Annotated in this window: 20 protein-coding genes; 11 read left to right on the top strand and 9 right to left on the bottom strand. The window is 65.7% G+C overall.

The annotated features are described in order from the left end of the window. Window position 1 precedes the first annotated feature (1 nt). The gene (gene mutS, locus Q0D31_RS07810; RefSeq protein ID WP_291848169.1) at window positions 2-2,737 is read right to left on the bottom strand and encodes a DNA mismatch repair protein MutS; all 2,736 of its coding nucleotides are present in this window, start codon (window positions 2,735-2,737) and stop codon (window positions 2-4) included. 293 nt (window positions 2,738-3,030) lie between these two features. Between mutS and pcaF the strand changes: the two genes are divergently transcribed. From pcaF to Q0D31_RS07835, 5 genes are read left to right on the top strand one after another with little or no spacing between them, the layout of a single operon-like run. Next, on the top strand, window positions 3,031-4,239 hold the full coding sequence (pcaF, locus tag Q0D31_RS07815) for a 3-oxoadipyl-CoA thiolase (RefSeq protein WP_291847924.1): 1,209 nt from the start codon (window positions 3,031-3,033) through the stop codon (window positions 4,237-4,239). Between the two features lie 42 nt (window positions 4,240-4,281). Then, window positions 4,282-4,983: a protocatechuate 3,4-dioxygenase subunit beta gene (gene pcaH / locus Q0D31_RS07820; protein WP_291847927.1), complete on the top strand. Its 702-nt coding sequence runs from the start codon at window positions 4,282-4,284 to the stop codon at window positions 4,981-4,983. Further along, window positions 4,984-5,589 carry a protocatechuate 3,4-dioxygenase subunit alpha gene (gene pcaG / locus Q0D31_RS07825; RefSeq protein ID WP_291847930.1) on the top strand — a complete coding sequence of 202 codons (606 nt, stop codon included), beginning with the start codon at window positions 4,984-4,986 and terminating at the stop codon, window positions 5,587-5,589. It abuts the gene before it with no gap. A 56-nt stretch (window positions 5,590-5,645) separates the two neighbouring features. Then, a complete protein-coding gene (locus Q0D31_RS07830) occupies window positions 5,646-6,590 on the top strand; it encodes a shikimate dehydrogenase (RefSeq protein ID WP_291847933.1) in 945 nt (314 codons plus the stop codon). Further along, entirely contained in the window at window positions 6,556-7,206 is a 651-nt protein-coding gene (locus Q0D31_RS07835; RefSeq protein ID WP_291847936.1) for a hypothetical protein, read from the top strand. Before Q0D31_RS07830 ends, Q0D31_RS07835 begins: the two co-directional genes overlap by 35 nt. Window positions 7,207-7,265: 59 nt before the next feature. Here Q0D31_RS07835 and Q0D31_RS07840 read toward each other — a convergent pair whose 3' ends face one another. From Q0D31_RS07840 to Q0D31_RS07850, 3 genes are read right to left on the bottom strand one after another with little or no spacing between them, the layout of a single operon-like run. Continuing rightward, window positions 7,266-8,825, bottom strand: coding sequence for an MDR family MFS transporter (locus Q0D31_RS07840; RefSeq protein WP_291847940.1), 1,560 nt, complete (start codon window positions 8,823-8,825; stop codon window positions 7,266-7,268). Between the two features lie 6 nt (window positions 8,826-8,831). After that, the gene (locus Q0D31_RS07845; RefSeq protein ID WP_291847944.1) at window positions 8,832-10,001 is read right to left on the bottom strand and encodes an HlyD family secretion protein; all 1,170 of its coding nucleotides are present in this window, start codon (window positions 9,999-10,001) and stop codon (window positions 8,832-8,834) included. Beyond that, complete coding sequence (locus Q0D31_RS07850) at window positions 9,994-10,473, bottom strand: MarR family transcriptional regulator (RefSeq protein WP_291847949.1); 480 nt, start codon at window positions 10,471-10,473, stop codon at window positions 9,994-9,996. The genes Q0D31_RS07845 and Q0D31_RS07850 overlap by 8 nt, the downstream gene beginning before the upstream one ends. Window positions 10,474-10,627: 154 nt before the next feature. On the opposite strand from Q0D31_RS07850, the gene Q0D31_RS07855 reads away from it, so the two are divergent. Together Q0D31_RS07855 and Q0D31_RS07860 are read left to right on the top strand one after the other, a co-directional pair. Next, window positions 10,628-11,113: a transcriptional repressor gene (locus tag Q0D31_RS07855; RefSeq protein ID WP_291847952.1), complete on the top strand. Its 486-nt coding sequence runs from the start codon at window positions 10,628-10,630 to the stop codon at window positions 11,111-11,113. 90 nt (window positions 11,114-11,203) lie between these two features. After that, the gene (locus Q0D31_RS07860; RefSeq protein WP_291847955.1) at window positions 11,204-12,139 is read left to right on the top strand and encodes a DMT family transporter; all 936 of its coding nucleotides are present in this window, start codon (window positions 11,204-11,206) and stop codon (window positions 12,137-12,139) included. Between the two features lie 187 nt (window positions 12,140-12,326). On the opposite strand, the gene Q0D31_RS07865 is transcribed toward Q0D31_RS07860, so the two are convergent. Next, window positions 12,327-13,202, bottom strand: coding sequence for a sulfurtransferase (locus Q0D31_RS07865; protein ID WP_291847958.1), 876 nt, complete (start codon window positions 13,200-13,202; stop codon window positions 12,327-12,329). Between the two features lie 260 nt (window positions 13,203-13,462). On the opposite strand from Q0D31_RS07865, the gene ispG reads away from it, so the two are divergent. Both ispG and Q0D31_RS07875 read left to right on the top strand, forming a co-directional pair. After that, a complete protein-coding gene (ispG, locus tag Q0D31_RS07870; RefSeq protein WP_291847962.1) occupies window positions 13,463-14,746 on the top strand; it encodes a flavodoxin-dependent (E)-4-hydroxy-3-methylbut-2-enyl-diphosphate synthase in 1,284 nt (427 codons plus the stop codon). A gap of 211 nt (window positions 14,747-14,957) precedes the next feature. Further along, complete coding sequence (locus Q0D31_RS07875) at window positions 14,958-15,854, top strand: TauD/TfdA family dioxygenase (protein ID WP_291847965.1); 897 nt, start codon at window positions 14,958-14,960, stop codon at window positions 15,852-15,854. 6 nt (window positions 15,855-15,860) lie between these two features. Here the strand turns inward: Q0D31_RS07875 and Q0D31_RS07880 are convergent, their stop codons facing one another. Beyond that, on the bottom strand, window positions 15,861-16,691 hold the full coding sequence (locus tag Q0D31_RS07880) for a methyltransferase domain-containing protein (RefSeq protein WP_291847967.1): 831 nt from the start codon (window positions 16,689-16,691) through the stop codon (window positions 15,861-15,863). A 187-nt stretch (window positions 16,692-16,878) separates the two neighbouring features. Between Q0D31_RS07880 and Q0D31_RS07885 the strand changes: the two genes are divergently transcribed. Next, window positions 16,879-18,219 carry a Rieske 2Fe-2S domain-containing protein gene (locus Q0D31_RS07885; RefSeq protein ID WP_291847969.1) on the top strand — a complete coding sequence of 447 codons (1,341 nt, stop codon included), beginning with the start codon at window positions 16,879-16,881 and terminating at the stop codon, window positions 18,217-18,219. Window positions 18,220-18,234: 15 nt separating this feature from the next. Here Q0D31_RS07885 and Q0D31_RS07890 read toward each other — a convergent pair whose 3' ends face one another. Together Q0D31_RS07890 and Q0D31_RS07895 are read right to left on the bottom strand one after the other, a co-directional pair. Beyond that, window positions 18,235-19,842, bottom strand: a complete 1,608-nt coding sequence (locus Q0D31_RS07890) for a Na+/H+ antiporter (RefSeq protein WP_291847972.1) — start codon at window positions 19,840-19,842, stop codon at window positions 18,235-18,237. Between the two features lie 64 nt (window positions 19,843-19,906). Then, window positions 19,907-20,281, bottom strand: coding sequence for a nuclear transport factor 2 family protein (locus tag Q0D31_RS07895; RefSeq protein ID WP_291847976.1), 375 nt, complete (start codon window positions 20,279-20,281; stop codon window positions 19,907-19,909). Between the two features lie 357 nt (window positions 20,282-20,638). Here Q0D31_RS07895 and Q0D31_RS07900 point away from each other — a divergent pair, with 357 nt between their 5' ends. Continuing rightward, entirely contained in the window at window positions 20,639-22,384 is a 1,746-nt protein-coding gene (locus Q0D31_RS07900; protein ID WP_291848173.1) for a caspase family protein, read from the top strand. Between the two features lie 54 nt (window positions 22,385-22,438). On the opposite strand, the gene Q0D31_RS07905 is transcribed toward Q0D31_RS07900, so the two are convergent. Then, the gene (locus tag Q0D31_RS07905) at window positions 22,439-23,353 is read right to left on the bottom strand and encodes a polyprenyl synthetase family protein (RefSeq protein WP_291847979.1); all 915 of its coding nucleotides are present in this window, start codon (window positions 23,351-23,353) and stop codon (window positions 22,439-22,441) included. Window positions 23,354-23,504 lie beyond the last annotated feature (151 nt).

Consider the following 23,504-nt stretch of genomic DNA (forward strand, 5'->3'; position numbering starts at 1 on the left):
TTCACCTCTTCGGCAGCTTCGCCTTCAGCGCATACAAGGCCTCCAGCGCCTCGCGCGGCGACATCTCGTCGGGATGAAGCGCCTTCACCGCTTCCATCAATATCTCGGCCGGGCCCGGCGGCGCGGCTTCCGCGGCGGCGCGGGAGGGGACGGCGAACAGCGGCAGATCGTCGGCGAGCGCGCGCGCGGTCTGGCCGCGGTCCTGCGCCTCGAGCTTGGCCAGCACCGACTTGGCGCGCGCGATCACCGCCGGCGGGAGCCCGGCGAGCTTCGCGACCTGGATGCCGTAGGAACGGTCGGCCGAGCCGGGCAGCACCTCGTGCAGGAACACGACGTCGCCCTGCCACTCCTTGACCCGCACGGTGGCGTTGAACATCCGCGGCAGCCTGGCCGAGAGCGCGGTCAGTTCGTGATAATGCGTGGCAAACAGCGCCCGGCAGCGGTTGGTCTCGTGCAGATGCTCGATCGCGGCCCAGGCGATCGACAGGCCGTCGAAGGTCGCAGTCCCCCGGCCGATCTCGTCCAGGATCACCAGCGAGCGCTCGCTGGCCTGGTTGAGGATCACCGCGGTCTCCACCATCTCGACCATGAAGGTGGAACGTCCGCGCGCAAGATCATCCGCCGCGCCGACGCGGCTGAACAGGCGATCGACGACGCCGATCCGCGCCCGCGACGCGGGCACATAGGCGCCGATCTGCGCCATCAGCGCGATCAGCGCGTTCTGGCGCAGGAAGGTCGATTTGCCCGCCATGTTGGGGCCGGTGATCAGCCAGATCTGGCCGGACTTCTGGCCGGGGCCGGGGGAGAGATCGCAGGCGTTGGCGATGAAGGGCTGGCCGTCGCGCTTCAACGCCTGTTCGACCACCGGATGCCGGCCGCCTTCCACGGCAAAGCCGAGCGAGGCATCGACCTCGGGCCGCACGTAATTGTCGTCGACCGCGAGCTTCGCCAGCGCGGTCGCGACGTCCAGCAGCGCGAAGGCGTGCGCCGCGGCGCGCAGATCGTCGCTCGCTGCCAGCGCCATGACGCAGAGCCGCTCGAAGATTTCCAGCTCCAGTCCGAGTGCGCGGTCGCCGGCATTGGCGATCTTGGCCTCGATCTCGCCGAGTTCGGCGGTGGTGAATCGAACCTGGCCGGCCAGGGTCTGGCGATGGATAAAGGTGGCGTTCAAGGGCGGCGTCATCAGCCGGTCGCCGTGCTGCGCGGTGACTTCGACGAAATAGCCTAGCACGTTGTTGTGGCGGATCTTGAGCGCCTTGATGGAGGTCACCTCGGCGTAGCGCGCCTGCATCGCCGCGACCACGAGACGGGAGGCGTCGCGCAGATTCCGGCTCTCGTCGAGGGCCGTTTCATAGTCTTGGCGGACGAAGCCGCCGTCGCGCTTGACCAGCGGCAGTTGTTCGGCGAGCGCGCGGGCGAACTCGCGCGCGAGGTCGCGCGACGGACGCCGCAGCGCTTCCATCACGGCAGCGATCTCAGGCGGCGGAGCTTCGAGCCGCGCCAGCCGCGCCAGCGCCTGGTCCGCGGCGAGGATGCCGTCGCGCAGCCCGGCAAGGTCGCGCGGCCCGCCGCGTCCGACCGAAAGCCGCGCCAGCGCCCGCGACATGTCGGGCGCGGCGCGCAGCGTGGCTCTGACATCCTCGCATGCCGCGCTATCGGCGACGAACGCCGCAACCGCATCCAGCCGCCGCGCGATTGCTGCGCTGTCGGTGAGGGGGGCCGCCAGACGTTGCGCCAGCAGCCGCGATCCCGCCGAAGTCACCGTCCGGTCGATCGCATCGAGCAGCGATCCGCGCCGCTCGCCCGAAAGCGTGCGCGTCAGTTCGAGGTTGGCACGCGTGGCCGGGTCGATCGCCATAGTGGTGCCGGCGGCTTCGTGCGACGGCGGCGACAGCGGCGGGCGCTTGCCGACCTGGGTGCGGTCGACATAGGTGACGGCGGCGGCCGCGGCCGTCGCCTCCAGCCGCGACATGGCGGCGAGGCCGTCCATGGTCGCGACCGCGAAGTAGTCGCACAGCCGGCGCTCCGCGGTGGCGCCATCAAAGACGTCGCGGGTCAGCGGCGTCACCGCCGGCAGTTCGCGCAGCAGCGGCGCGAGGTCATGATCGCCGTACAGCGCGTCGGTGACGATGACCTCGTTGGGGTTGATGCGCGCCAGGGTCGCCGCCAGTTCCGCGGTGGCGCATTCCGTCACCATGAATTCGGCGGTGGAAATGTCGATCCAGGCAAGTCCGATGCGGTCGCCGCCGGAAGAGGCGCGGGCGCGCGCGATCGCCAGCAGGTAGTTGTTGGTTCGGGCATCCAGGAGCGTGTCTTCGGTCAGCGTGCCCGGCGTCACCAGCCGGACCACGCCGCGGGCCACCACGCTCTTGTTGCCGCGGGCTCGCGCCGCGGCCGGATTCTCGGTCTGCTCGCACACCGCGACGCGATGCCCGGCGTTGATCAAGCGGTGCAGATAGTCCTCGGAGCGCTCCACCGGCACGCCGCACATCGGGATGTCCATGCCCTGGTGCTTGCCGCGCTTGGTCAGCACGATGCCGAGCGTCCTGGCGGCGATTTCGGCGTCCTCGAAAAAAAGCTCGTAGAAATCGCCCATTCGGTAGAACAGCAGCAGGCCTGGATGGGCGGCCTTGATCTCAAGGTACTGTTCCATCATCGGCGTGACGCGCGTAGCGGCGTCCGCGGTGGGCGCGGCTTCGGGAGGCACCGGAACTGGGATGGATTGCTGGATCGTCATTTCAGGCGGCACGCTACAAAATTTCGACGGCGCGGTCCTATCGGTTTGCAGCCGGAATCCACGTTTTCCCCCGTCGTCCCGGCCTTGAGCCGGGACCCATACGCCGCGGCCTCACGGCGGAACAACGGTAACAAATACCTTCCAAACAACTGCTGCTACGGAGTATGGGTCCCGGCTCAAGGCCAGGACGACGGGTGTCAATTGACCTGCCGCGGGCGCGCTCCTAAAACTCGCTCTCAATTACACGAGGGCGCGCGTGCAAAGCCAAGGCACGACGTCCAGGGAGAGATTCAATGCGTGATGTGTTTATCTGTGATGCTGTCCGGACCCCGATCGGCCGCTTTGGCGGCGCCCTTGCCAAGGTGCGCGCCGACGATCTCGCCGCCGTCCCGATCAAGGCGCTGATGGCCAGGCATCCAGGACTCGATTGGTCTGAGGTCGACGAGGTGTTTTTCGGCTGCGCCAACCAGGCCGGCGAAGACAACCGCAACGTCGCGCGCATGGCGCTGTTGCTGGCGGGGATGCCGGACACGGTTCCCGGCCAGACGCTCAACCGGCTCTGCGCGTCCGGCCTTGATGCGGTCGGCGCCGCGGGGCGGGCGATCAGGTCGGGCGAGATCGATTTCGCGATTGCCGGCGGCGTCGAGTCGATGACGCGCGCCCCGTTCGTGATGGGCAAGGCGCCGGAAGCGTTCGCGCGCTCGGCCGAGATCTACGACACGACGATCGGCTGGCGCTTCATCAATCCGTTGATGAAGGCGCAGTATGGCGTCGATGCGATGCCGGAGACCGGCGAGAACGTCGCCGAGGAGTACCAGGTGTCGCGCGCCGACCAGGACGCGTTCGCGATCCGCTCGCAGCAGCGCGCCGGCGCCGCCATCGCCTCGGGCTATTTCGCCGAGGAGATCACGCCGGTGTCGGTGCCGGGCGGCAAGGCCGGCCCGGTCAATGTCGACAAGGACGAACATCCGCGCCCCGAAACCACGCTCGAAGGCTTGTCGAAACTGAAGCCGATCGTGCGCAACCCCGGCACGGTGACGGCCGGCAACGCGTCCGGCGTCAACGACGGCGCGGCGGCGATGATCCTGGCGTCCGAAGCCGCGGTAAAGAAGCACGGGCTGACGCCGCGGGCGCGCATCCTCGGGCTGGCGTCGGCGGCGGTGCCGCCGCGCATCATGGGCATCGGCCCGGTGCCGGCGACCCGCAAGCTGATGGCGCGTCTCGGCATCAAGATCAGCGATTTCGATCTGATCGAACTCAACGAAGCCTTCGCCTCGCAGGGCATCGCCTGCCTGCGGCAACTCGGCGTCACGGACGACGCCGACTTCGTCAACCCGCATGGCGGCGCAATCGCGCTCGGCCATCCGCTCGGCATGAGCGGCGCGCGGCTGGCGTTGACGGCGGTGCACGGCATGGAGAAGCGCGGCGGCAAGCTCGCGCTCGCCACCATGTGCGTCGGCGTCGGCCAGGGCGTTGCGGTCGCGATCGAAAAGCTGAACTGATGCTTGGCGCCCGGAACGACGGTTTCGGATGAGGATTGGACCATGACCCTGATCTACCCGGTCTCAAGCCTGGCGGCGCATCCGCCGCGGCTGTCGCCCGCCTACAAGAGCACGCTGAAGCGTTCGCCATCGAAGCCGCTGATCCCGATGCGGCATACGCTGTCGGAACTGACCGGGCCGGTCTATGGCCACGAGGCGGTGCGCGAGAACGACCACGACCTCACGCTCCAGCACAAGGGCGAGCCGATCGGCGAGCGGATCATCGTGCATGGCCACATCCTCGATGAGGACGGCCGCGGCGTGCCCAATGCGCTGGTGGAACTGTGGCAGGCCAATTCCTGCGGGCGCTATGTGCATGTGGTCGATCAGCACCCTGCGCCGCTGGATCCGAACTTTACCGGCGCGGGCCGCGCGCAGTCGGATGCGCAGGGCTATTACCGTTTCGTCACCATCAAGCCCGGCGCCTATCCCTGGGGCAATCACCACAACGCCTGGCGCCCGGCGCATATCCACTTCTCGGTGTTCGGACACGCCTTCGTCTCGCGGCTGGTGACGCAGATGTATTTCCCCGGCGATCCGCTGTTTCCGTTCGATCCGATCTTCAACTCGGTTACCGACGAGAAAGCGCGCAACCGCATGATTTCGTCGTTCGATCTGGAGAACACCAGGCCGGACTGGGCGCTGTGCTACCGCTTCAACATTGTGCTGCGCGGCCGCAACGCCACGCCGATGGAGAACAGCTAAGTGCAACGGACCAAGCCAGACGGGATCACCCCTTCGCAGACCGTGGGTCCGTATTTCGCCTACGGCCTGACCTCGAACGGCAAGTACGACTGGAACGACGCCTTCAGCAACAACCTGCTGACGCCGGACGTGACCGGCGAGCGCATTCGCGTCGTGGGCACGGTGTTCGACGGCGACGGTTCGCCGGTGCCGGATTGCATGCTGGAGATCTGGCAGGCCGATGCGCAAGGGCGCTTCTCCGACCCGCAGGACAAGCGCGCGTTGCCGAACTCGTCGTTCAAGGGGTTCGGCCGTATCGGAACCGACGCGAATGGCGGCTATTTCTTCGACACCGTCAAGCCGGGCCCGGTCCCAGATTCCGACGGCAAGCCGCAGGCGCCGCACATCATGATTGCGATCTATGCGCGCGGCATGCTGCTGCATCTCTATTCGCGGATCTATTTCGACGGCGAGGCCGCCAACGCGGCCGATTCCGCGCTGGCGCTGGTGCCGGCCGATCGCCGCGCCACGTTGATTGCGACGCGGCAGCCGGGCGCCGGCAACGCGGTCTATCGTTTCGACATCCGCCTGCAGGGCGACAACGAGACCGTTTTCTTCGAGGTCTGACCGGGGTCGGCGCGGCGGACCGGCGTCAGGTCTCTGGTTGGCGCGGGGCATGGACGATGACGGAAGCTCGATCCTCGGGCGGCAAACTCTTTCTGGCCGGATTAATCGGCGCACCGATCGCGCAGTCGGCGGCGCCGGCCATGCATCAGCGGGCCGCCGACGCGCTCGGCGTTCGCTGCCACTATCGACTGATCGAGATCGCAAACGCCGATGCGGCGACCCTGCGCGCGCTGCTCGATGAGGTCAGGCGCGACGGTTTCGCCGGCGTGAACGTCACTTTCCCTTACAAGGAAGCGATACTGCCGTTGCTGGACGCGCTGTCGCCGGACGCCCAAGCCATCGGTGCGGTCAACACCGTCGTCGTGCGCCACAGGCGGCTGATCGGCTACAACACCGACACCACGGGCTTCGAGCGTGCAATTGGCGACCTGGTCGCCGCCTCCGATCGCGGCGCGGTCGCGCTGATCGGCGCCGGCGGCGTCGGCAAGGCCATCGCCTTCGCGCTCGCCAATCTCGGCGTCGCCGAACTCAGCCTGTTCGATTCCGACCGCGGCAAGGCCGGGCAACTGGCGGCACGATTGCGCGGCCGCCTGGCGACGCGCGTTGCCGATGATGTCGAGGACGCGCTGCGGGGCGCCGTCGGCGTGGTCAATGCGACGCCGGTTGGAATGCTGCCGGACCGGAACATGGCCGTGCCGGCGGCGCTGCTGCATCGTGGGCTTTGGGTGGCCGACGCCGTCTATACGCCGCTGTGGACCCCGTTGCTGTCGGCGGCCAAGGCAAGAGGCTGCAGCGTCATGACCGGTCGCGATCTCGCGGTCTATCAGGCCGCCGACGCCTTCGAACTATTCACAGGCCTGAAGCCGCCGGTCGCCGTGATCGGAAACGCATTCGACGCCGTGATGGCAACACGCTACGCTGACGTGAAGCCGGGAAACAACCCGTCCGGTCAAGGGGAGGCAGGCAATGCGCGGAGCGGGATTTCTGGCCATCTGGAGTGACGTCGCGCAGCAGGACCTCGTCGATTATCGCCACTGGCTGACGCGCGAGCACACGACGGAGCGCGTGACCACCAGGGGCTTCCTGGCGTCACGGGTTTTCCAGGCGGTGCGTGCAGATATCAACCGGTTCTTCATTCTATACGAACTCGAGGCGCCTGAGGTGCTCGACGCACCCGCCTATCTCGCGCGTCTAAATGCGCCTACGCCGTGGTCGCAACGGATCATGCCCAGACTGGGCAACTTCGTTCGGGGCGGCGGCACCATCTTGGCTCGCGCCGGACGCGGCGAGGGCGCCGTCGTTGCTCCGGTCCGCCTCGAGCGCCTGCCGGAACAGCCGCAGCGCCTGGCCGATGGACTTGCCGGCGTCGATGGAATTGCCGCGGTCCAGATTGGCGCGACCGACCTCGCGCGCACTTCGGTGCAGACGGTCGAAAAGGGAATGCGAAATCGCGATGTCGTCTTCGCGGGCATTCTTTTGATCGAGGCCCTCGACGAGGTTTCTCTTTCCAACGCCATCCGGAGAGCTTCCGAGATCGCCCCCGTCGGGCTCGGCAATCTCGCCAATCCGGAAATCTATCGTTCCATCTTCGCGCTCGATGCGCGTTTGGCCACCTGACGGCCTCGCCCTGCTTCCGGGACCGCGTCGACGCAGCCGTAACGAGACCTGCGCGGGGCCTACTCGATGATGGCGCGTTCCGGCGCGGCTGACTGCGCCCGCAGCGCGGCCTTGGTCGAACCGATCATGATCGCGAGCGGGATCGCGCAGGCGGTGAAGATCATCACCATCTGATAGTCGTACGAGAACGCGATGATCTGTGCCTGCGCCTTCAGCATCACGTCCGCCATGGCGCGGCCTTTGTCGGTCGCCATGTCGATCATGCCGCGCACCTCGGGCATCTGCATGGCGTGGTTGAACGGATTGATGTGCTGCGAGAGCACCGCGTAGGAGTGGCGCGTGCCTTGCGTCAGTTGCGAGATGACGAGCGATATCCCGATCGAGCTCGCGACGTTGCGCATCAGGGTCAGCATCGAGGTGCCGTCGGTGCGCAGATGATGGGGCAGGGTCAGGAACGCAACGGTGGAAAGCGGCACGAACACCAGGCCAAAGCCAAAGCCCTGGACCACGCTGATGACCACGATCTCGGTCACGCCGGTCTGGTCGGTCCATCCGGTCATGTAGAACAGCGAGAGGCAGGTGATGCTGAGGCCGGAGACGATCAGCGTCCGCGCCTCGACATGGCGCATCAGGCGTCCGACCAGCATCATCGCCACGAACGTGCCGCAGCCGCGGCTGGCCAGCAGCAGCCCGGCGGTGATGATCGGATAGCCGATCACGTTCTGCAGGAACGGCGAGGCCAGCGCCATGGTCGAGAACAGCACCAGGCCCATCACCGCCATGAACACGCAGCCCCCGACGAAATTCCTGTCCTTGAACAGCGCGAACTGGATGAAGGGCCGGTCGGCCGTCAGCGAATGCGCCAGGAAATAGTAGAAGCCGACACCGGCGATGATGAACTCGGCGATGATCTCGTAGGAGTCCAGCCAGCCGAGCTGCTCGCCGCGGTCGAGCGCAAGCTGCAGCGCGCCGATGGCGATTCCCAGCGCGGCGAAGCCGAACCAGTCGAAGCGCAGGTTGATGTCCTTGCGGGTCTCGTCCATGAAGATGACAAGCCCGAGCACGGTGAAGATGCCGAACGGCAGATTGACGAAGAATACCCAGTGCCAGGAGTAGGTTTCGGTCAGCCAGGCGCCCAGCGAGGGGCCCATGATCGGTCCCATCATCACGCCCATGCCCCAGATCGCCATCGCCTTGGCGCGCTCGTGCAGCGCATAGGAGTCCAGCATCACCGCCTGCGACAGCGGCACCAGCGCCGCGCCGAACATGCCCTGCAGCAGGCGGAACAGCACCATCTGGCCGATGTCCTGCGCCAGCCCGCACAGCACCGAGGCGATGGTGAAACCGCCGGCACAGAGGATGAAGATGCGCTTGCGGCCGAAGCGGTTGGCGATCCAGCCGACTGGCGCGGTCATGATCGCGGCGGCGACGATATAGGACGTCAGCACCCAGTTGATCTGGTCCTGCGACGTCGACAGCGTGCCCTGCATGTAGGGCAGGGCGACGTTGGCGATGGTGGTGTCCAGCGCCTGCATGATGGTCGCGGTCATGGCGCAGATCGTCACCATGTTCCGGCGCAGGCCGGGAACGAAAGCCGATGCTGGGCCCGCCGTTGCCATCGCGGCCTATTCGCGTTCCGGGTTGGCCGCCGGCGCGAGGCCGAACAGCGCCGACAGCGACCGCCGGTGATTGGTGTCGATGGTGGCGTAGACGCTCATGCCGGCCTTCAGCTTGCGGACGAACTTGTCGTTGGTGTCGAAATAGATCCGCACCGGCACGCGCTGCACCACCTTGACGAAATTGCCGGACGCGTTCTGCGGCGGCAGGATCGCAAACTGCGCGCCGGTGCCGGGCGACAGCGAACCGACCGTGCCCTTGAACCGGTGGTTGGGAAAGGCGTCGACGTCGAGCGTGACGGATTGCCCGACGGCGACATAGGTAAAATCGGACTCCTTCGGGTTGGCGTCGACCCAGGGGTTCGAGGTGTCGATGATGCTGAAAACCGGGGTGCCGGCGGTGACGAAGCGGCCGAGCTGAATCTGCTCGACCTGGGTGGCGATGCCCGGCATCGGCGCCCGCATCACGGTATGGTCGAGGTTGCGCTCGGCCTGGTCGAGCGCCGCCTTGGCCTGAGCGTAGGGCGGGAACTCTCCGACCGGCAGCTCGGGATTGCCGAGCAGTTGCGCCTGGGCGGTGGCGATCTTCTGCCGCAGCAGCTGGTTCTGGGCGCTGGCGGTGACGAAATTGGCCGAGGCATTGTCGAGATCGAGCTGGGAGCCGACGTTACTCTTCACCAGCGCGCTTTTGCGCTCGACGTCGCGCCGCTTCAGTTCGATGCCCTGCTGCGACAGCTCGCTCATCTGGGCGTAGATCTTGAGGTCGGCGACGAGGTTGTCGTAGCTGACCCTGGCCTGTGCGAGGTTGGCCTTGGCGTGCGCGACGGCAAGGCGGAACGGGACCGGGTCGAATTCGAACAGCGCGTCGCCTTCCCTGACCTGCTGACCCTCCTTCACCACCACCCTCTCGATCTTGCCGGAGATGTCGGGCGTGATCAGGATCTTCTGCGCGCCGACATAGGCGTCATCGGTGGTCACGTAGCGGCCGCCATTGAGATAGAACGTCAATCCGGCGACCGCCGCGACCAGCGGCAGCACGACCAGCAGGAGGAAGCGACGGTAGCGGCGCATCCCGGCCATCAACCGCCGGCGCGGCTCCGCGGCGAGCTTCGGTCGCGAGGTCGGCGACGCCGGATTACCCTTCTGATCGGGCGGGAACCTGAGGACGGGATCAGCCATAGCGCTGCTCCTTTCGCGGAGGCTCGCCGGCCGGATTCTGGATCGCGTTGCGGACGTTTTCCTTGATCAGGTCGAGCTGGTCGAGCAGGCGGCGGGCATCAGCGGGGTTGATGCCGCCAAGCGCAGTGGCCGTCAGCTCGGAGCGCAGTCCCGCCAGCTTGCCCAGCAGCGGACGCGCGGCTTTGCGCAGATAAAGGCGGTTGACACGCCGGTCGGACTCGTCGCCGCGGCGCTCGATCCAGCCATTGCCGCAGAGCTTGTCGATCAGCCGCGTCAGCGTGATCGGCTGCATCTCCATCAGTTCGGCAAGTTCCGACTGCTTCAGGCCCTCGGTGCGCTCGATCTTGGCCAGCACCGCCCATTGCGCGCGGGTGATGCCGTAACGCGCCGCCTGCTTGTCGGCATAGGCGCGCACCAGGCGTTGCACTTCGCCGAGCGTAAACAGCAAGTTCATGTCCACGGTGCCGCGCATGCCCCACGCCTCCATAAGCAAGCGATATTATAAGCTAGCTTATGAATTTCCCCTCGCGCGTTTTGCGGTGACGTGACCCGCTTGCAGGGCATGGCTGGGGCCGCCGGTCCGGGCCGCTTTGGCTTCAGCCGCCACAATGCTACATTGCCTGGCAATGACCCTTTCCAGGCCGACATTCCCCGCGCCCGATCACGATCACGGCCGCTGTACCGCGGACGCGATCGCGCATGCCGAGCGGGTTTGCGCGCGCCGGGCGCAGAAATTCACCCCGATCCGGCGTCAGGTGCTGCAGGCGCTGCTGTCGAGCCACCGGCCGCTCGGCGCCTATGAGGTGATCGACGAACTGGCGAAGTCGATGCCGCGGCCGGCGCCGATCACGGTCTACCGCGCGCTCGATTTCCTGATGGAGAACGGCCTCGTCCACCGCATCGAGAGCCGCAACGCCTTCCTGGCCTGCGCGCATGACCATGACGAAACCTCGATGGTGGCGTTCCTGATCTGCGACCACTGCGGCTCGGTCGGCGAGATACCGGCCGCCCCCGTGGCGAAGAGCCTCAACGCGGCGGCGCGCGCGTCCGGATTCGTGCCGAAACTTTCCGTGGTCGAGATCGCCGGCACCTGCGCCCATTGTCAGGAATGACTCGCTTTACTCCGATGCCTCGCAATGACGGGGTGAGAGCTGGACGACCACAATAACAACGCCGCATTCCAGCCGCGCCCATGAGGAACAATGCCTGAGAAAATCTCTGCTTCCGCCGGGCGCGCGCTGACCCCCGGCGCCATCGCCTTGATGCTGATGCTGTGCCTGAGCTGGGGGTTCAACCAGATCGCGGTGAAGCTCGCGCTGCCCGAAGTTCCCCCGATGCTGCAGGCGCTGATCCGCTCTGCCGGCGCGCTGCCGGTGATGCTGATCGCCGGCTGGCTGCGCGGCGTGAGATTCTTCGAGCGCGACGGCTCGCTCGGCCCCGGACTGCTGGCGGGCACGTTGTTCGGGTTGGAGTTCGTGTTGATCTTCAGCGGACTGGTGTACACCTCGGCTTCGCGCGCCGCGGTCTTCCTCTACACCGCGCCGTTCTTCGTCGCGCTCGGCTCATATCAGTTCCTGGGCGAGCGCCTGAGCCTGCTGCAGTGGGGCGGGCTTGGCCTCAGCTTCGCCGGCGTTGCGCTCGCGATCGGGGTGCCGCAGCCGAATGTCGACGCCACGGTGTTGCTCGGCGATCTCTTGGTTGTCGGCGGCGGCGCACTGTGGGGGGCGACCACGGTGATTGCCAAGGGAACGCGCCTGCGCAACGCCGCGCCGGAGAAGGCGCTGGGCTACCAGGTCGCGGTCTCGATCCCGATCCTTGCCGGCGCCTCCCTGCTGTTTGGTGAGACCATCACCCAAATGCCCGGCGCGCTGTCGATCTCGCTATTGGCTTATCAGGCGTTCTGGGTGGTTGGATGCACCTTTGTGCTGTGGTTCGCACTGGTGAAGACCTATTCGCCGAGCAAGCTGTCGTCGTTCACCTTCATCACGCCGCTGTTCGGCGTCGTCGCCGCCTACTTCATCGTGAACGATACGCTGACCCTCACCTTCGGCGCCGCCGCGCTGCTGGTGATCGCAGGACTCTATCTGGTCAACAAGCCGGACCCGAAGGTCACGCCGGATCCGAACGTGCCGGCGTGATGTTTCCGTTGTCATTCCGGGGCGATGCGAAGCATCGAACCCGGAATCTCGAGATTCCCCAATGCGCAATTGCGCATCTGAGGTCTGCTCCTTCGGAGCATCCCGGAATGACGGCGCGGGTGGAGGGATGGATCGCTTCGCGGAGCTTGTCATCGGGCATTGGATCTCAATGACATCAAGAGAGCGCCTATCCCGTCTCGATCGGCAACGCGGTATCCTTGGCCCATTCGCCCATCGAGCCGTCATAGAGGGTGAGCTTGTCGTAGCCGAGCCGGTAGAGCAGGAACAGGTCGATCGTCGCCGAGATGCCGCCGCCGCAATAGGCGACCACGCGCTTGTCCCTAGTGATGCCCTGCGCCTTGAATTTTGCTTCCGCCTCGCCCAGCGGGATGAACGCCTTGGTTTGCGGATCGAGCAAGGTGGCCGCCGACACGTTGCAACTGCCGGGAACCCGGCCGGGCCGGCCATACCGGCTCGGCTCCAGGCCCCTATGGAATTGCGGGCCGAGCGCGTTGACGACAACGGCGCTGCGGTCGGCGGTGGCGGCAAGCGTTTCGTGCTTGTCGACAAAGAATCCCGATTTTGGCTTCGCTACAAACCTCGCGGGCTTGTATCCCTTCGCGGCTCCGGTTTCGAGTGCGCGGCCCTCCGCCTTCCATTTGTCGAGGCCGCCGTCGAGAACCGACAGGTTCTCGAAGCCGAGTGATTTGAGCATCCACCAGAACCGCGTCGCCCACATCGGGGTGCCGATGCTGTACAGCACCACCTCGCTGTCGGCAGACACGCCATGGCGGCCGAACGCGGCCTCGAGCCTGGCGACCTCGGGCATCATGAAGCGCAGTTCGGTATCGTCCGCGGAAAACTCGCCCTGCAGGTCGAGGAAATCCGCGCCCGGAATATGTCCGGCCTCGAACGTCTGCCGTCCGGGCACGGCGAGATAGGGCACGTCGCTGCCCGCAGGCGCGGGTTCAAGATAAGTGGTGCAGTCGAACAGACGAAGGTTCGGCCGGTCGAGGATGCCGGCGAGTTCCGCCGTTGTGATCAGCCCGTTTCGCTCCGGCATGCCCGCCTCCCATTATTTTGGCTGATGCTAGGGTGCGCGCTCCACAATGAAAAGTCAGGTGAAGATCAGGACATCCCCTTTCAATCCGGCGATTCCTGCCCAATATAGCTGGCGCACCGGGACGAGCCTGATTGGCCGGGCACGCCAACGACCTCGCTAAGTCTTTGAATAGAAGAAACAAAACTCTCAGAGTGACGGGACGCACCGAGCCCTCGCCGTCCCCTTGGTGAATGTCACCAAAACCTGATATTCGAGGCCCCATGAACAAGCACGAAAAACCGCCGCAAGACGACGTCGCCGGCCCGAGCGCCCGGCATCGAACCACCCAGGTCATGGTCGGCAACGTCGCCGTCGGCGGCGGCGCGCCGATCGTGGTGCAGTCGATGACCAACACCGACACCGCAGACATCGAGGGCACGATCGCCCAGGTCGCGGCGCTGTCGCGCGCCGGTTCGGAAATGGTGCGCATCACGGTGGATCGCGAGGAGGCGGCCGCCGCGGTGCCGCACATTCGCGACGGCCTGCGCAAGCTCGGCATCACCACGCCCTTGATCGGCGATTTCCACTATATCGGCCACAAGCTGCTCGCCGACTATCCGGCCTGCGCCGAGGCGCTCGACAAATACCGCATCAATCCCGGCAATGTCGGCTTCAAGAACAAGCGCGACACCCAGTTCGCCGACATCATCGAGATCGCCAACAAGAACGGCAAGCCGGTCCGCATCGGCGCCAATTGGGGCTCGCTCGATCAGGAACTGCTGACCAAGCTGATGGACGAGAACACGGCGTCAGCCAATCCGCGTGACGCCCGCGCGGTGACCCGCGAGGCGATGGTGCAGTCGGCATTGCTGTCGGCGGCCCGCGCCCAGGAACTCGGCATGCCCAAGAACAGGATGATCCTGTCGGCGAAGGTTTCCGCCGTGCAGGATCTGATCGCGGTCTATCAGACGCTCGCCTCCCGTTCGGATTACGCCATCCATCTCGGGCTTACAGAAGCCGGTATGGGCTCGAAGGGCATCGTGGCCTCGTCGGCCGCGCTCGGCATCCTGCTGCAGCAGGGCATCGGCGACACCATCCGGATTTCGCTGACGCCGGAGCCCGGCGGCGACCGCACGCTGGAAGTTCAGGTCGCGCAGGAATTGCTGCAGACCATGGGCTTCCGCACCTTCGTGCCGCTGGTGGCGGCATGCCCCGGCTGCGGCCGCACCACCTCGACCACGTTCCAGGAACTGGCGCGCTCGATCCAGGATTTCATCCGCGAGGAAATGCCCGCCTGGAAGACCAGATATCCCGGCGTCGAGGCGCTGAACGTCGCGGTCATGGGCTGCATCGTCAACGGTCCCGGCGAATCCAAGCACGCCAATATCGGCATCTCGCTGCCCGGCACCGGCGAAGCCCCGGCCGCGCCTGTTTTCGTCGACGGCAAAAAGTTCCGCACCCTGCGCGGGCCGAACATTTCCACGGAATTCAGGGCGCTGGTGATCGATTACATCGACCAGAAATATGGCGCCGGCGCCAAGGCGCCGGTCACGGCGGCGGAGTAGTATTCTTCGTCGTCCCCGCGCACGCGGGGACCCATAACCACAGGGATTTGTGGTTACGCTTGGCTGCAGCCACCGCTTTTCTCCGCCACCAACTCCTGTGGTCATGGGTCCCGGCTCGCGCTTCGCTTGGCCGGGACGACCAAGTGGAGAGATTGCGCTTCGCGCCATCCGGGCTACGATGCTTCCAACAAAAATCGTTGGGAGAACGCCCATGAGTTCGCTGTCCGGCAAGCAAGGCCCGCGCTATCGTCACCTCGCCGGCGAGGCCGAGCCCTATGAGACCATCGGGGTCGAAAAACTCACCCCGATCATCGGCGCGGAAATCTCCGGCGTCGATATCGGCAGGCTCGTCTCGGACGATTCCCGTTCCAACCGCCAGATCGACGAAATCCACCGCGCGCTCGCCGAGAACCTCGTGATCTTCTTCCGCGACCAGCACATCACGCCACAACAGCATCTCGCCTTCGGCCGCAAGTTCGGCGAACTGCACGTCCATCCCGCCGCACCGCACGAGGGCGACGATCCCGCGCTGATGAAGATCTACGCCGACAAGGACTCACCGCGCGCCAATGGCGAGGGCTGGCACAGCGACGTCTCCTGCGACCTTGAGCCGCCGATGGGGTCGATCCTCTACATCAGGCAGTGCCCGCCGCGCGGCGGCGACACGCTGTTCGCCAATATGTACGCGGCCTACGAGGCGCTGTCGGAGCGGATGAAAACCTATCTCGACGGGCTGACCGCGCTGCATGACGGCGAGCAGACCTACCGCGGCCTCTACGCCAATTACGGCGTCGCCGACCGGCCGGACTATCCGCGCGCCGAGCATCCGGTCGTGCGCACCCATCCGGTCACGGGAAAGAAGGCGCTCTACGTCAACCGCGGCTTCACCCGGTTCATATCAGGCATCCCCCGCGACGAGAGCGACGCCATGCTGGCCTATCTGTACCAGCACGCGGAGAATCCCCTGTTCCAGTGCCGTTTCCGCTGGAGCGAAAACGCCATTGCGTTCTGGGACAATCGCTGCGCCCAGCACCGCGCGATGTGGGACTACTGGCCGCACACGCGTGCGGGAACGCGGGTGACGGTGAAGGGCGAACGGCCGGTGTGAGCCCGCCTAAGACTTCCGCGCGATAAGCTCGACCGGTGCGATGCGACCGTTGGTTATGTTCTGGGTCATATTTTGCACCTTGTCCGGAGTGTTCCTGCCCATCAGGACATGAAGCCCAAGCGGCGGGGGACCACCTGCCGCCATGGTTCTGGCACGTAGTTGTTCAAAGAACTGCAGCGCAAAGTCGCGTCGGGTGTGTTCAGTAATCACAGCAAAACCGGCAGCTTCAAGCGCGCTGCGGTACTGTTCAGGTCTTGCCACGGCGCTTGACTCAGGCGTTGTCGCCCATGGCACAGGAAAAGTCAGCTCGCCGTCACCAGTTTTCATGACGTCGTAGATTCCGAAAAGCGAGCCCGGCCGCAACACGCGGCCCACCTCAAGGCAGAGCCCGGCCTTGTCTTCGATATTCATGCCGACATGCAGCATATAGGCGCCGTCAAAAGTGCCATCCGCAAACGGCATCGACAATGCGCTGCCCAGATGCAGCGAAATGCGGTCGGCGAGACCTACCCATTTGCAAATCTCCTGTCCGGTCTCGACGTATTCGGGGGTCAGGTCAATGCCATCGACACGGCAGCGGTACCGGCTAGCAACAAACCGCGCGGGTCCGCCAAGACCACATCCAACATCGAGAATATGCTTTTCGGGGGTGAGATAGAGTTGATCGAGAAAATGTTCGGAGGCCTGGCGGCCGCCGATATGAAACTCATCAACAGGAGCCAGATCATCGATGGTCACTGAATCGGTTGTCTTGCCAAGAGACTCGATCCCGCTGCGGATCGCCGCAGTCAATTTGCCATGCGTGTAGTGGGCAGAAATATCTTGCTGAGTCACCATTCAGGAGTTTCTCGGGCGTAAGGTTGCCCCGCAGGCTAACTCAGCAGCGTTCTGTCGTCTATAGTTCAACGCCGACGTGACAGGGATGCTCCCCGCGAGGCGGGCAACCGAGGTAGCCAACCGTTGACGCCTCGCTCCGCCTGCGCCAAGCTTGCGCAAAAGCAAAATAAGACTCCGAGGACGCCGCATGCTCCGCGCCGAAGACAACAAATTCCTGACCGAGAGCGGGGCCGGCACCGGCATGGGCGATTTGCTGCGCCGGTTCTGGATGCCGGTGCTGCTGTCGAAGGAATTGCCGGAGGCCGACGGGCCGCCGAAAAAGATCGTCGTCATGGGCGAGGAGCTGCTGGCCTTCCGCGACAGCCGCGGCGTGGTCGGCGTCATCGACCAGTACTGCCCGCACCGCGGCGCCAATCTCTGGCTCGGGCGGAACGAGGAGTGCGGAATCCGCTGCGTCTATCACGGCTGGAAGTTCGACACCTCGGGCGCCTGCGTCGACATGCCGACCTCCTATCCCGATCTCAACGCCAAGGACCTGATCCGCATCAAGTCCTATCCGGTGCGCGAATGGGGCGACATGATCTGGGCCTATATGGGCCCGGCCGATCAGGTGCCTGAATTGCCCGATCTGGAAATGGCGCTGGTGCCGGAATCGCACCGCTACGTCACCAAGAAGTGGCAGGACTGCAACTGGGTGCAGGCGCTGGAAGGCTCGATCGACACCGCGCATTTCACCTTCGCGCATCTTTCCTTTGAAAAGGAAGAGAACGAGATCCTCGACATCAAGAAGCATTTCGTCAATCCGCTGACGCGGGTCGCGACCGATCACATGCGATGGATCGCCGAGGATCCGCGGCCCGTCATCAAGGTCAGCCCGCATGAGGCGGGGCTCGTGGTCGCCGGCGGACGGCTCACCGGAACCGACAACATCTATTGGCGCATCGCCCAGTTCCTGATGCCGGTCCACGCCTATGCGCCGAGCTCGATGCCGGGCGAGAACATTTTCGGCCAGAGCTTCATTCCGGTCACCGATACCAGCTGCTGGATCTACACTTACGCCTGGAATCCGGAACGGCCGCTGACGCAGGCCGAGCGCGACGGCTACGACCGCGGCAACGGCGTGATGTCGGAAGTCGACGAGAATTACATTCCACTGCGCAACAAGGCGAACGACTATCTGATCGACCGCAAGCTGCAGAAAACCAGCAGCTACACCGGCATCAAGGGCGTGTCCGAGCAGGACGCCGCCGTACAGGACAGCCAGGGCCTGATCGCCGATCGCACCCGCGAGCATCTCGGCCCGACCGATCTCGGCATCATGCATTTCCGCAAGCTGATGCTGGATGCGGCCCGCGCGCTGCAGCAGGGCGAGGCGCCGGTGCACCTGAAGCATCAGGACCGCTACGCGGTGAGGTCAGGTGCCTGTGTCACCAGCAAGGCCAAGGATCTGACCGCGGTCATGATCGAGCGGTTCGGCGATCCCGCCGGCTTTGCCGGGCGGCCGGGCCGCAGCGTCGCGGCGGAGTGAGCCCGGCGCTCCCGCCTACAATGGCATAGTCCGGTACTCCCGATTGCTCAGGATGGCTTCCTCAAGGTCGAGGTCGCGCTCGATCCGCCGCCGCGTCTCGTCGGTGATCTTGCCGTCGCGCAACAGCGCGTGGATGAACTTCCGCTCCGCTCCGATCAATTCGCGGGTCAGCCGGGTTCCGCTCGCCGAGATTTCGTGCCCCGCCGGATCGAGCGAACCGGGAAGCTGACCGGTGCGGATCTCGTGCCGTTGGCGCAGCAGCTTGACGACTTCGTCGGAGAGTTGGCGGTCATCGGTGATGGCGTCGAGCGACTTCAGGGCCGCATCCAGCGCTTCGCGCCGCGCCGCGATCTCCGCCTCGTGTTCGGCGACGTATTCGTTGCGACCTTCGCCGGCCAGGCCGAGCCAGCGCACCACGGCAGGCAATCCAAGCCCCAGTCCGACCAGCGTGATGAAGATGACGCCGAAGGCGACGAACAGGATCATGTCGCGGTACGGAAAAGCTTCGCCGCCCGGCAGCGTCAACGGCAATGCCAGCGCCGCGGCCAGCGACACCGCGCCGCGTACGCCGGTGAAGGCGACCACGAATGTAATACGCCAGGAAGGCGCCGGATCGCGCTCCCGCACCCGCTTGCTGATCAGCCGCGGCAGATAGGTTGCGGGATAGACCCAGGCAAAGCGCGCGACGATGATGACGACGGCGACCAGTCCGGTAGCGAAAATAATTTCCTGGATCGGAAATGCCTTGGATTTTTCAAACAGCAGCCGTAGCTGGGATCCCGTCAGCAGGAACAACAGGCCTTCGACCAGAAAGATCACAAGGTCCCAGAAGAAGATTCCCTGCAGCCGGGTCGCCGCCGAGATCAGCAGCGGCCCGTTCCAGCCGATATAGAGCCCGCAGGCGACGGTTGCGATCACGCCCGAGCCACCGAGATGCTCGGGAATCCAGAAGGCGAAGTACGGGGTGAGCAGCGACAGCGTGATCTCGATCTGCGGGTCGCGCGTACGATGCCGGGCACGCAGGGAGAGCCAGCCGACGGCTACGCCGAACAGCAATTCGCCGACCACGATGACCGCGAAGGTCCCGGTGGCCTTCGGCAGCGAGAACAGTCCGGTTGAAATTGCCGCCACTGCAAACCGGTAGAGGATCAACGCGGTGGCGTCGTTGACGAGGCCCTCGCCCTCGAGCACCACGAGGATGCGGCGCGGCATGCCCAGCTTCCGGGCGATTGCCAGCGGCGCCACGACATCCGGCGGCGCGACGATGGCCCCCAGCAGGAAGCCCACCCCCCAGGGCAGACCGATCAGATAATGTGTCGCGGTGGCGACCGCAAACGCGGTGAAGATCACGCAGCCGACCGACAGCAGGATGATCGGCCGCAGGTTGAATTTGAATTCGCGCCAGCTCATGGCGACGCTGGCCGAATAGATCAGCGGCGGCAACACCACCAGCAGCACCAGGTCCGGCGGCAATTCCAGGGTCGGCATCCCTGGCACGAAGGCCAGCCCGATGCCGGTCAGCAGCAGCAGGATCGCCGGTGCGAGGTCGATCCGCCGCGCCAGCAGCGTGGCGCCGGCCAGCACCGCCAGCAGGATCAGAAAGATCTGGAACTGGGCTTCCACGGTGTCCCCGTATCGTGTCGGGCCAGTTTGCCCGCGTGAACGGGGCCGTCAATGCCGCATCAGGCTACTCCCGCAGGTCGTAGCGGTAGGATTTCGAGACGATTTTCCAGCCGTCGCTGAGCTTCATCGCCACCAGATAGTCGGTGAAATAGCGCGGCGGCAGCTGGCAGCGCACCTTGATGAAGGCCGTGGATTCGTCGGAGCGGTCGATCGTGACGATGAAATCCTCGCGCGGCTTGCCTTCCGCCTTGGCGGATGGCCGCTTGCGCACCCGATCGAGCCAGTCCGGCACGCTCAGCACCTGCAGCGCGCCCTTTTCCACCCAGCGCAGGTCAGCGGTCGGGTCGAACACCGCGCCGAGCTTGTCGGCGTCACCCTCATACAGGCCATCGAAGTAATTCTTGACCACGGCTTCCACGGTCGATCGGTCATGGCTCACGGCAGGTCCTCCCGGCGAGAAGAGATTGGTTCGATGCAGATTAAGCCACGGACTGCCTGATTGCGCCATGGGCTGCTGGTGATCGATGAGGGGGCGACGAGGCGGCGGCCGGCCGCGTTACGCCGCTTGGGATGCCGGCCGCTCCGCGAGGTACAGATCATGGTTAACCCGGCGTAAATCGTGACCGGGCATGGCTGAACCGGTGCGGCGCCGGTTCTGACCAAGGATCGAGGCCAGGGACAAAGCAACGGTGCGATCAACGGCGACGTGGTTCGTGACCTGCCTCACAAAGCCCGGCCGCGGCTTCTGGTAGTCAGGCTGGTGTGATAGAAAGCGCGAGGCCTGGGAAACGTCATGATGAAATCTGCATCGCTGAGACTGTTCCGATTGGCCCTGGCGGCCGCGGCCTCGCTGCTGGCCTGCGCCCCGGCCTTTGCCGAGAAGCGCGTGGCGCTGGTGCTGGGCAATTCCGCCTACCAGAACGTCGCGCCGCTCGCCAATCCCGGTAACGACAGCGCCAGGATCGCGGCGACGCTGAAGGAGGCCGGCTTCGATATCGTCGATTCCCGCCGCGATCTGCCGGCGGCCGAGACAAGGCGCGCGCTACGCGACTTCGCCGACCAGGCGCGCAATGCCGACATCGCCGTGGTCTATTATGCCGGCCACGGCATCGAGGTCGATGGCGCCAACTACCTGATTCCGGTCGATGCGCGGCTGGAGCGCGACACCGACATCTACGACGAAGCCTTCTCGCTCGACCGCATCCTGCTCGCGATCGAGCCGGCCAAGAAATTGCGCCTGGTGATCCTCGACGCCTGCCGGGACAATCCGTTTGCCAGGACCATGAAGCGGACCGTGGCCACCCGCGCGATCGGGCAAGGCCTCGCCAAGATCGAGCCGACCAGCCCGAACGTCCTGATCGCCTATTCGGCCAAGGCTGGTTCGACCGCCGCCGACGGCGACGGCAAGCACAGCCCGTTCACGGCGGCACTGGCCCAGCACCTGACCAAGCCCGGCCTCGATGTGCGCCGCGCCTTCGGCTTCGTGCGCGACGAAGTGCTGAAGACCACCGGTAACCGGCAGGAGCCCTTTGTGTACGGTTCGCTCGGCGGCGAAGACGTGCCGCTGGTGCCCGCTCCCCGGGCGGTGCCCGCGGTGGCGGCTTCCTCGCCGGCGTTGAGCCCACAGGCCGAAGCCCGCCGCGACTACGAACTGGCGTTGCAGGTCGGCAACAAGAGCGCGCTCAACGCGTTCCTGGTGCAGAACCCCGACGGCTTCTACGCCAGCCTGGCCAAGCTCCAGCTCGACAAGATCCTTGCCGAAGAAGCCCGCATCGCTGCGACCGAGAAGGCGCGGCAGGCCGAACAGGAGCGTGCGCGCCTTGCCGCCGAGGGCGCCCAGAAGGGCCAGCAGGTCAAGGCCGAGGCCGACGCGAAGGCGGCCGAGCAGGCGCGGCTTGCGGCTGAGAAGGCCAAGCAGGTCGCGCAGGACCAGGCGGCTGCGGGCGAACAGAAGCGCGCGGCCGCCGAAAGCGCTGCCGGAGACAAGCCGGTGAACCTTGCCGCCCTCGATGCCGGCCCGCCACAGGCCGACGTCACCAAGTCGGTGCAGGCCGAACTGCGCCGCGTCGGATGTCTCACCGCTGCCGCCGATGGCAGTTGGAACGCGGCCTCGCAGCGTTCGCTGACGCTGTTCAACCGCTACGCCGGAACCAGGCTCGACGCCAAGGTCGCCAGCATCGATGCGCTTGATGCGATCAAGCTGAAGACGTCGCGGGTCTGCCCGGTGGTCTGCGAGCATGGCTTCAAGGCCGATGGCGAGCGCTGCACCAGGATCAGCTGCGCCGCGGGCTCGTTCCTCAACGACGACAATGAATGCGAGAAGCGCCGCGCCGGCAAGCCGGTGGCCAAGCGCGACCGGCCGGAATCACGGCGCGCTAGCGAAGCAATGCGCGTTCCGGAATCAACACAGCGGGTTTATATCACGCGTTCTCAAACACCTGGTGGTCCAGGAATTGGGTCTAACGGCCGGCCGCTCACTGGCCAGGACCGTGCGACGGGTTGTCACTCCTACGGGGCCATCATGTCGGGCGTGTGCCCGTAGCGTAGGGCCGGCGAGCCGGCGTGCTTCCTGCGCGCCGTCTGCCGCCACTTGACGTCAGTTCTTGCGCTCCGCGACGAAGCGCGCGGTCGCCCGCAACACGTCGCCCTTGGCGCCGAACCCCGATAATGCTGAATCCGCCCGCGCCAGCAGGTCGCGCACGCGCTGCCTGGCGCCCTCGACGCCGAGCTGGGTAACGAAAGTGGTCTTGCCGAGTGCGGCGTCCTGGCCGGTCTGCTTGCCCAGCGCAGCGGCGTCGCCTTCGACGTCGAGCAGGTCGTCGGCGATCTGGAAGGCCTCGCCGAGCGCGCGGCCGTAATCGTCGAGCGCCTGATACTGCGCCGGCGTGGACTGCCCGAGGATGGCGCCGGCAATGCAGCCATAGCGCAACAGCGCGCCGGTCTTCATCTGCTGCAGCCGCGCCACGTCGACCGGCTCGCGGTCGCCGAACCGGCCTTCGCCGGCGAGGTCCAGCATCTGGCCGCCGACCATGCCGCCGATGCCCGAAGCGCGCGCCAGCGCGCGCGTCAGCCGCAGGCGCACATTGGCGTCGCTGTGGATCTCGTCACGGGTGACGATGTCGAACGCCAGCGTCAGCAACCCGTCGCCGGCCAGGATGGCGGTGGCGTCGTCGGTCTTCTTGTGCAGCGTGGGCCGGCCGCGACGCAGATCGCTGTTGTCCATCGCCGGCAGGTCGTCATGGATCAAGGAATAGCAATGGATGCATTCAAGGGCGGCACCGACCAGCAGGCCCGCCGCGCGCGGCACACCGAACACGGCCGAGCTTTCGACCACCAGAAAAGGGCGCAGCCGCTTGCCGCCGTTGAGGCTCGAATAACGCATGGCGTCCATCAGCCGCTTCGGCCGGGCGATCTCGTCGGGCAACAGCGTGTCCGACAGCAGCTTCGCCAGCAGCGCCTCGGTATCCTCGGCGGTCTGGTCCAGTCGTTTGGCAAAGTCGGCGGTCGTCATCAACAATGGCTCCGGGTCAATTCGGCCGGACAATCGTTGATGCCGCGGGCTTCGTCAATTCCATGACCGCGTTCACGACGCCCAAAAAGCGCTGGAAAAGCAGCGAAAGATCATGGGAGATGTCATGGGCATAAAGCCTGTTCGCAGGCCT

It is taken from the genome of Bradyrhizobium sp. (assembly GCF_022844465.1).
Lineage (GTDB): Bacteria > Pseudomonadota > Alphaproteobacteria > Rhizobiales > Xanthobacteraceae > Bradyrhizobium.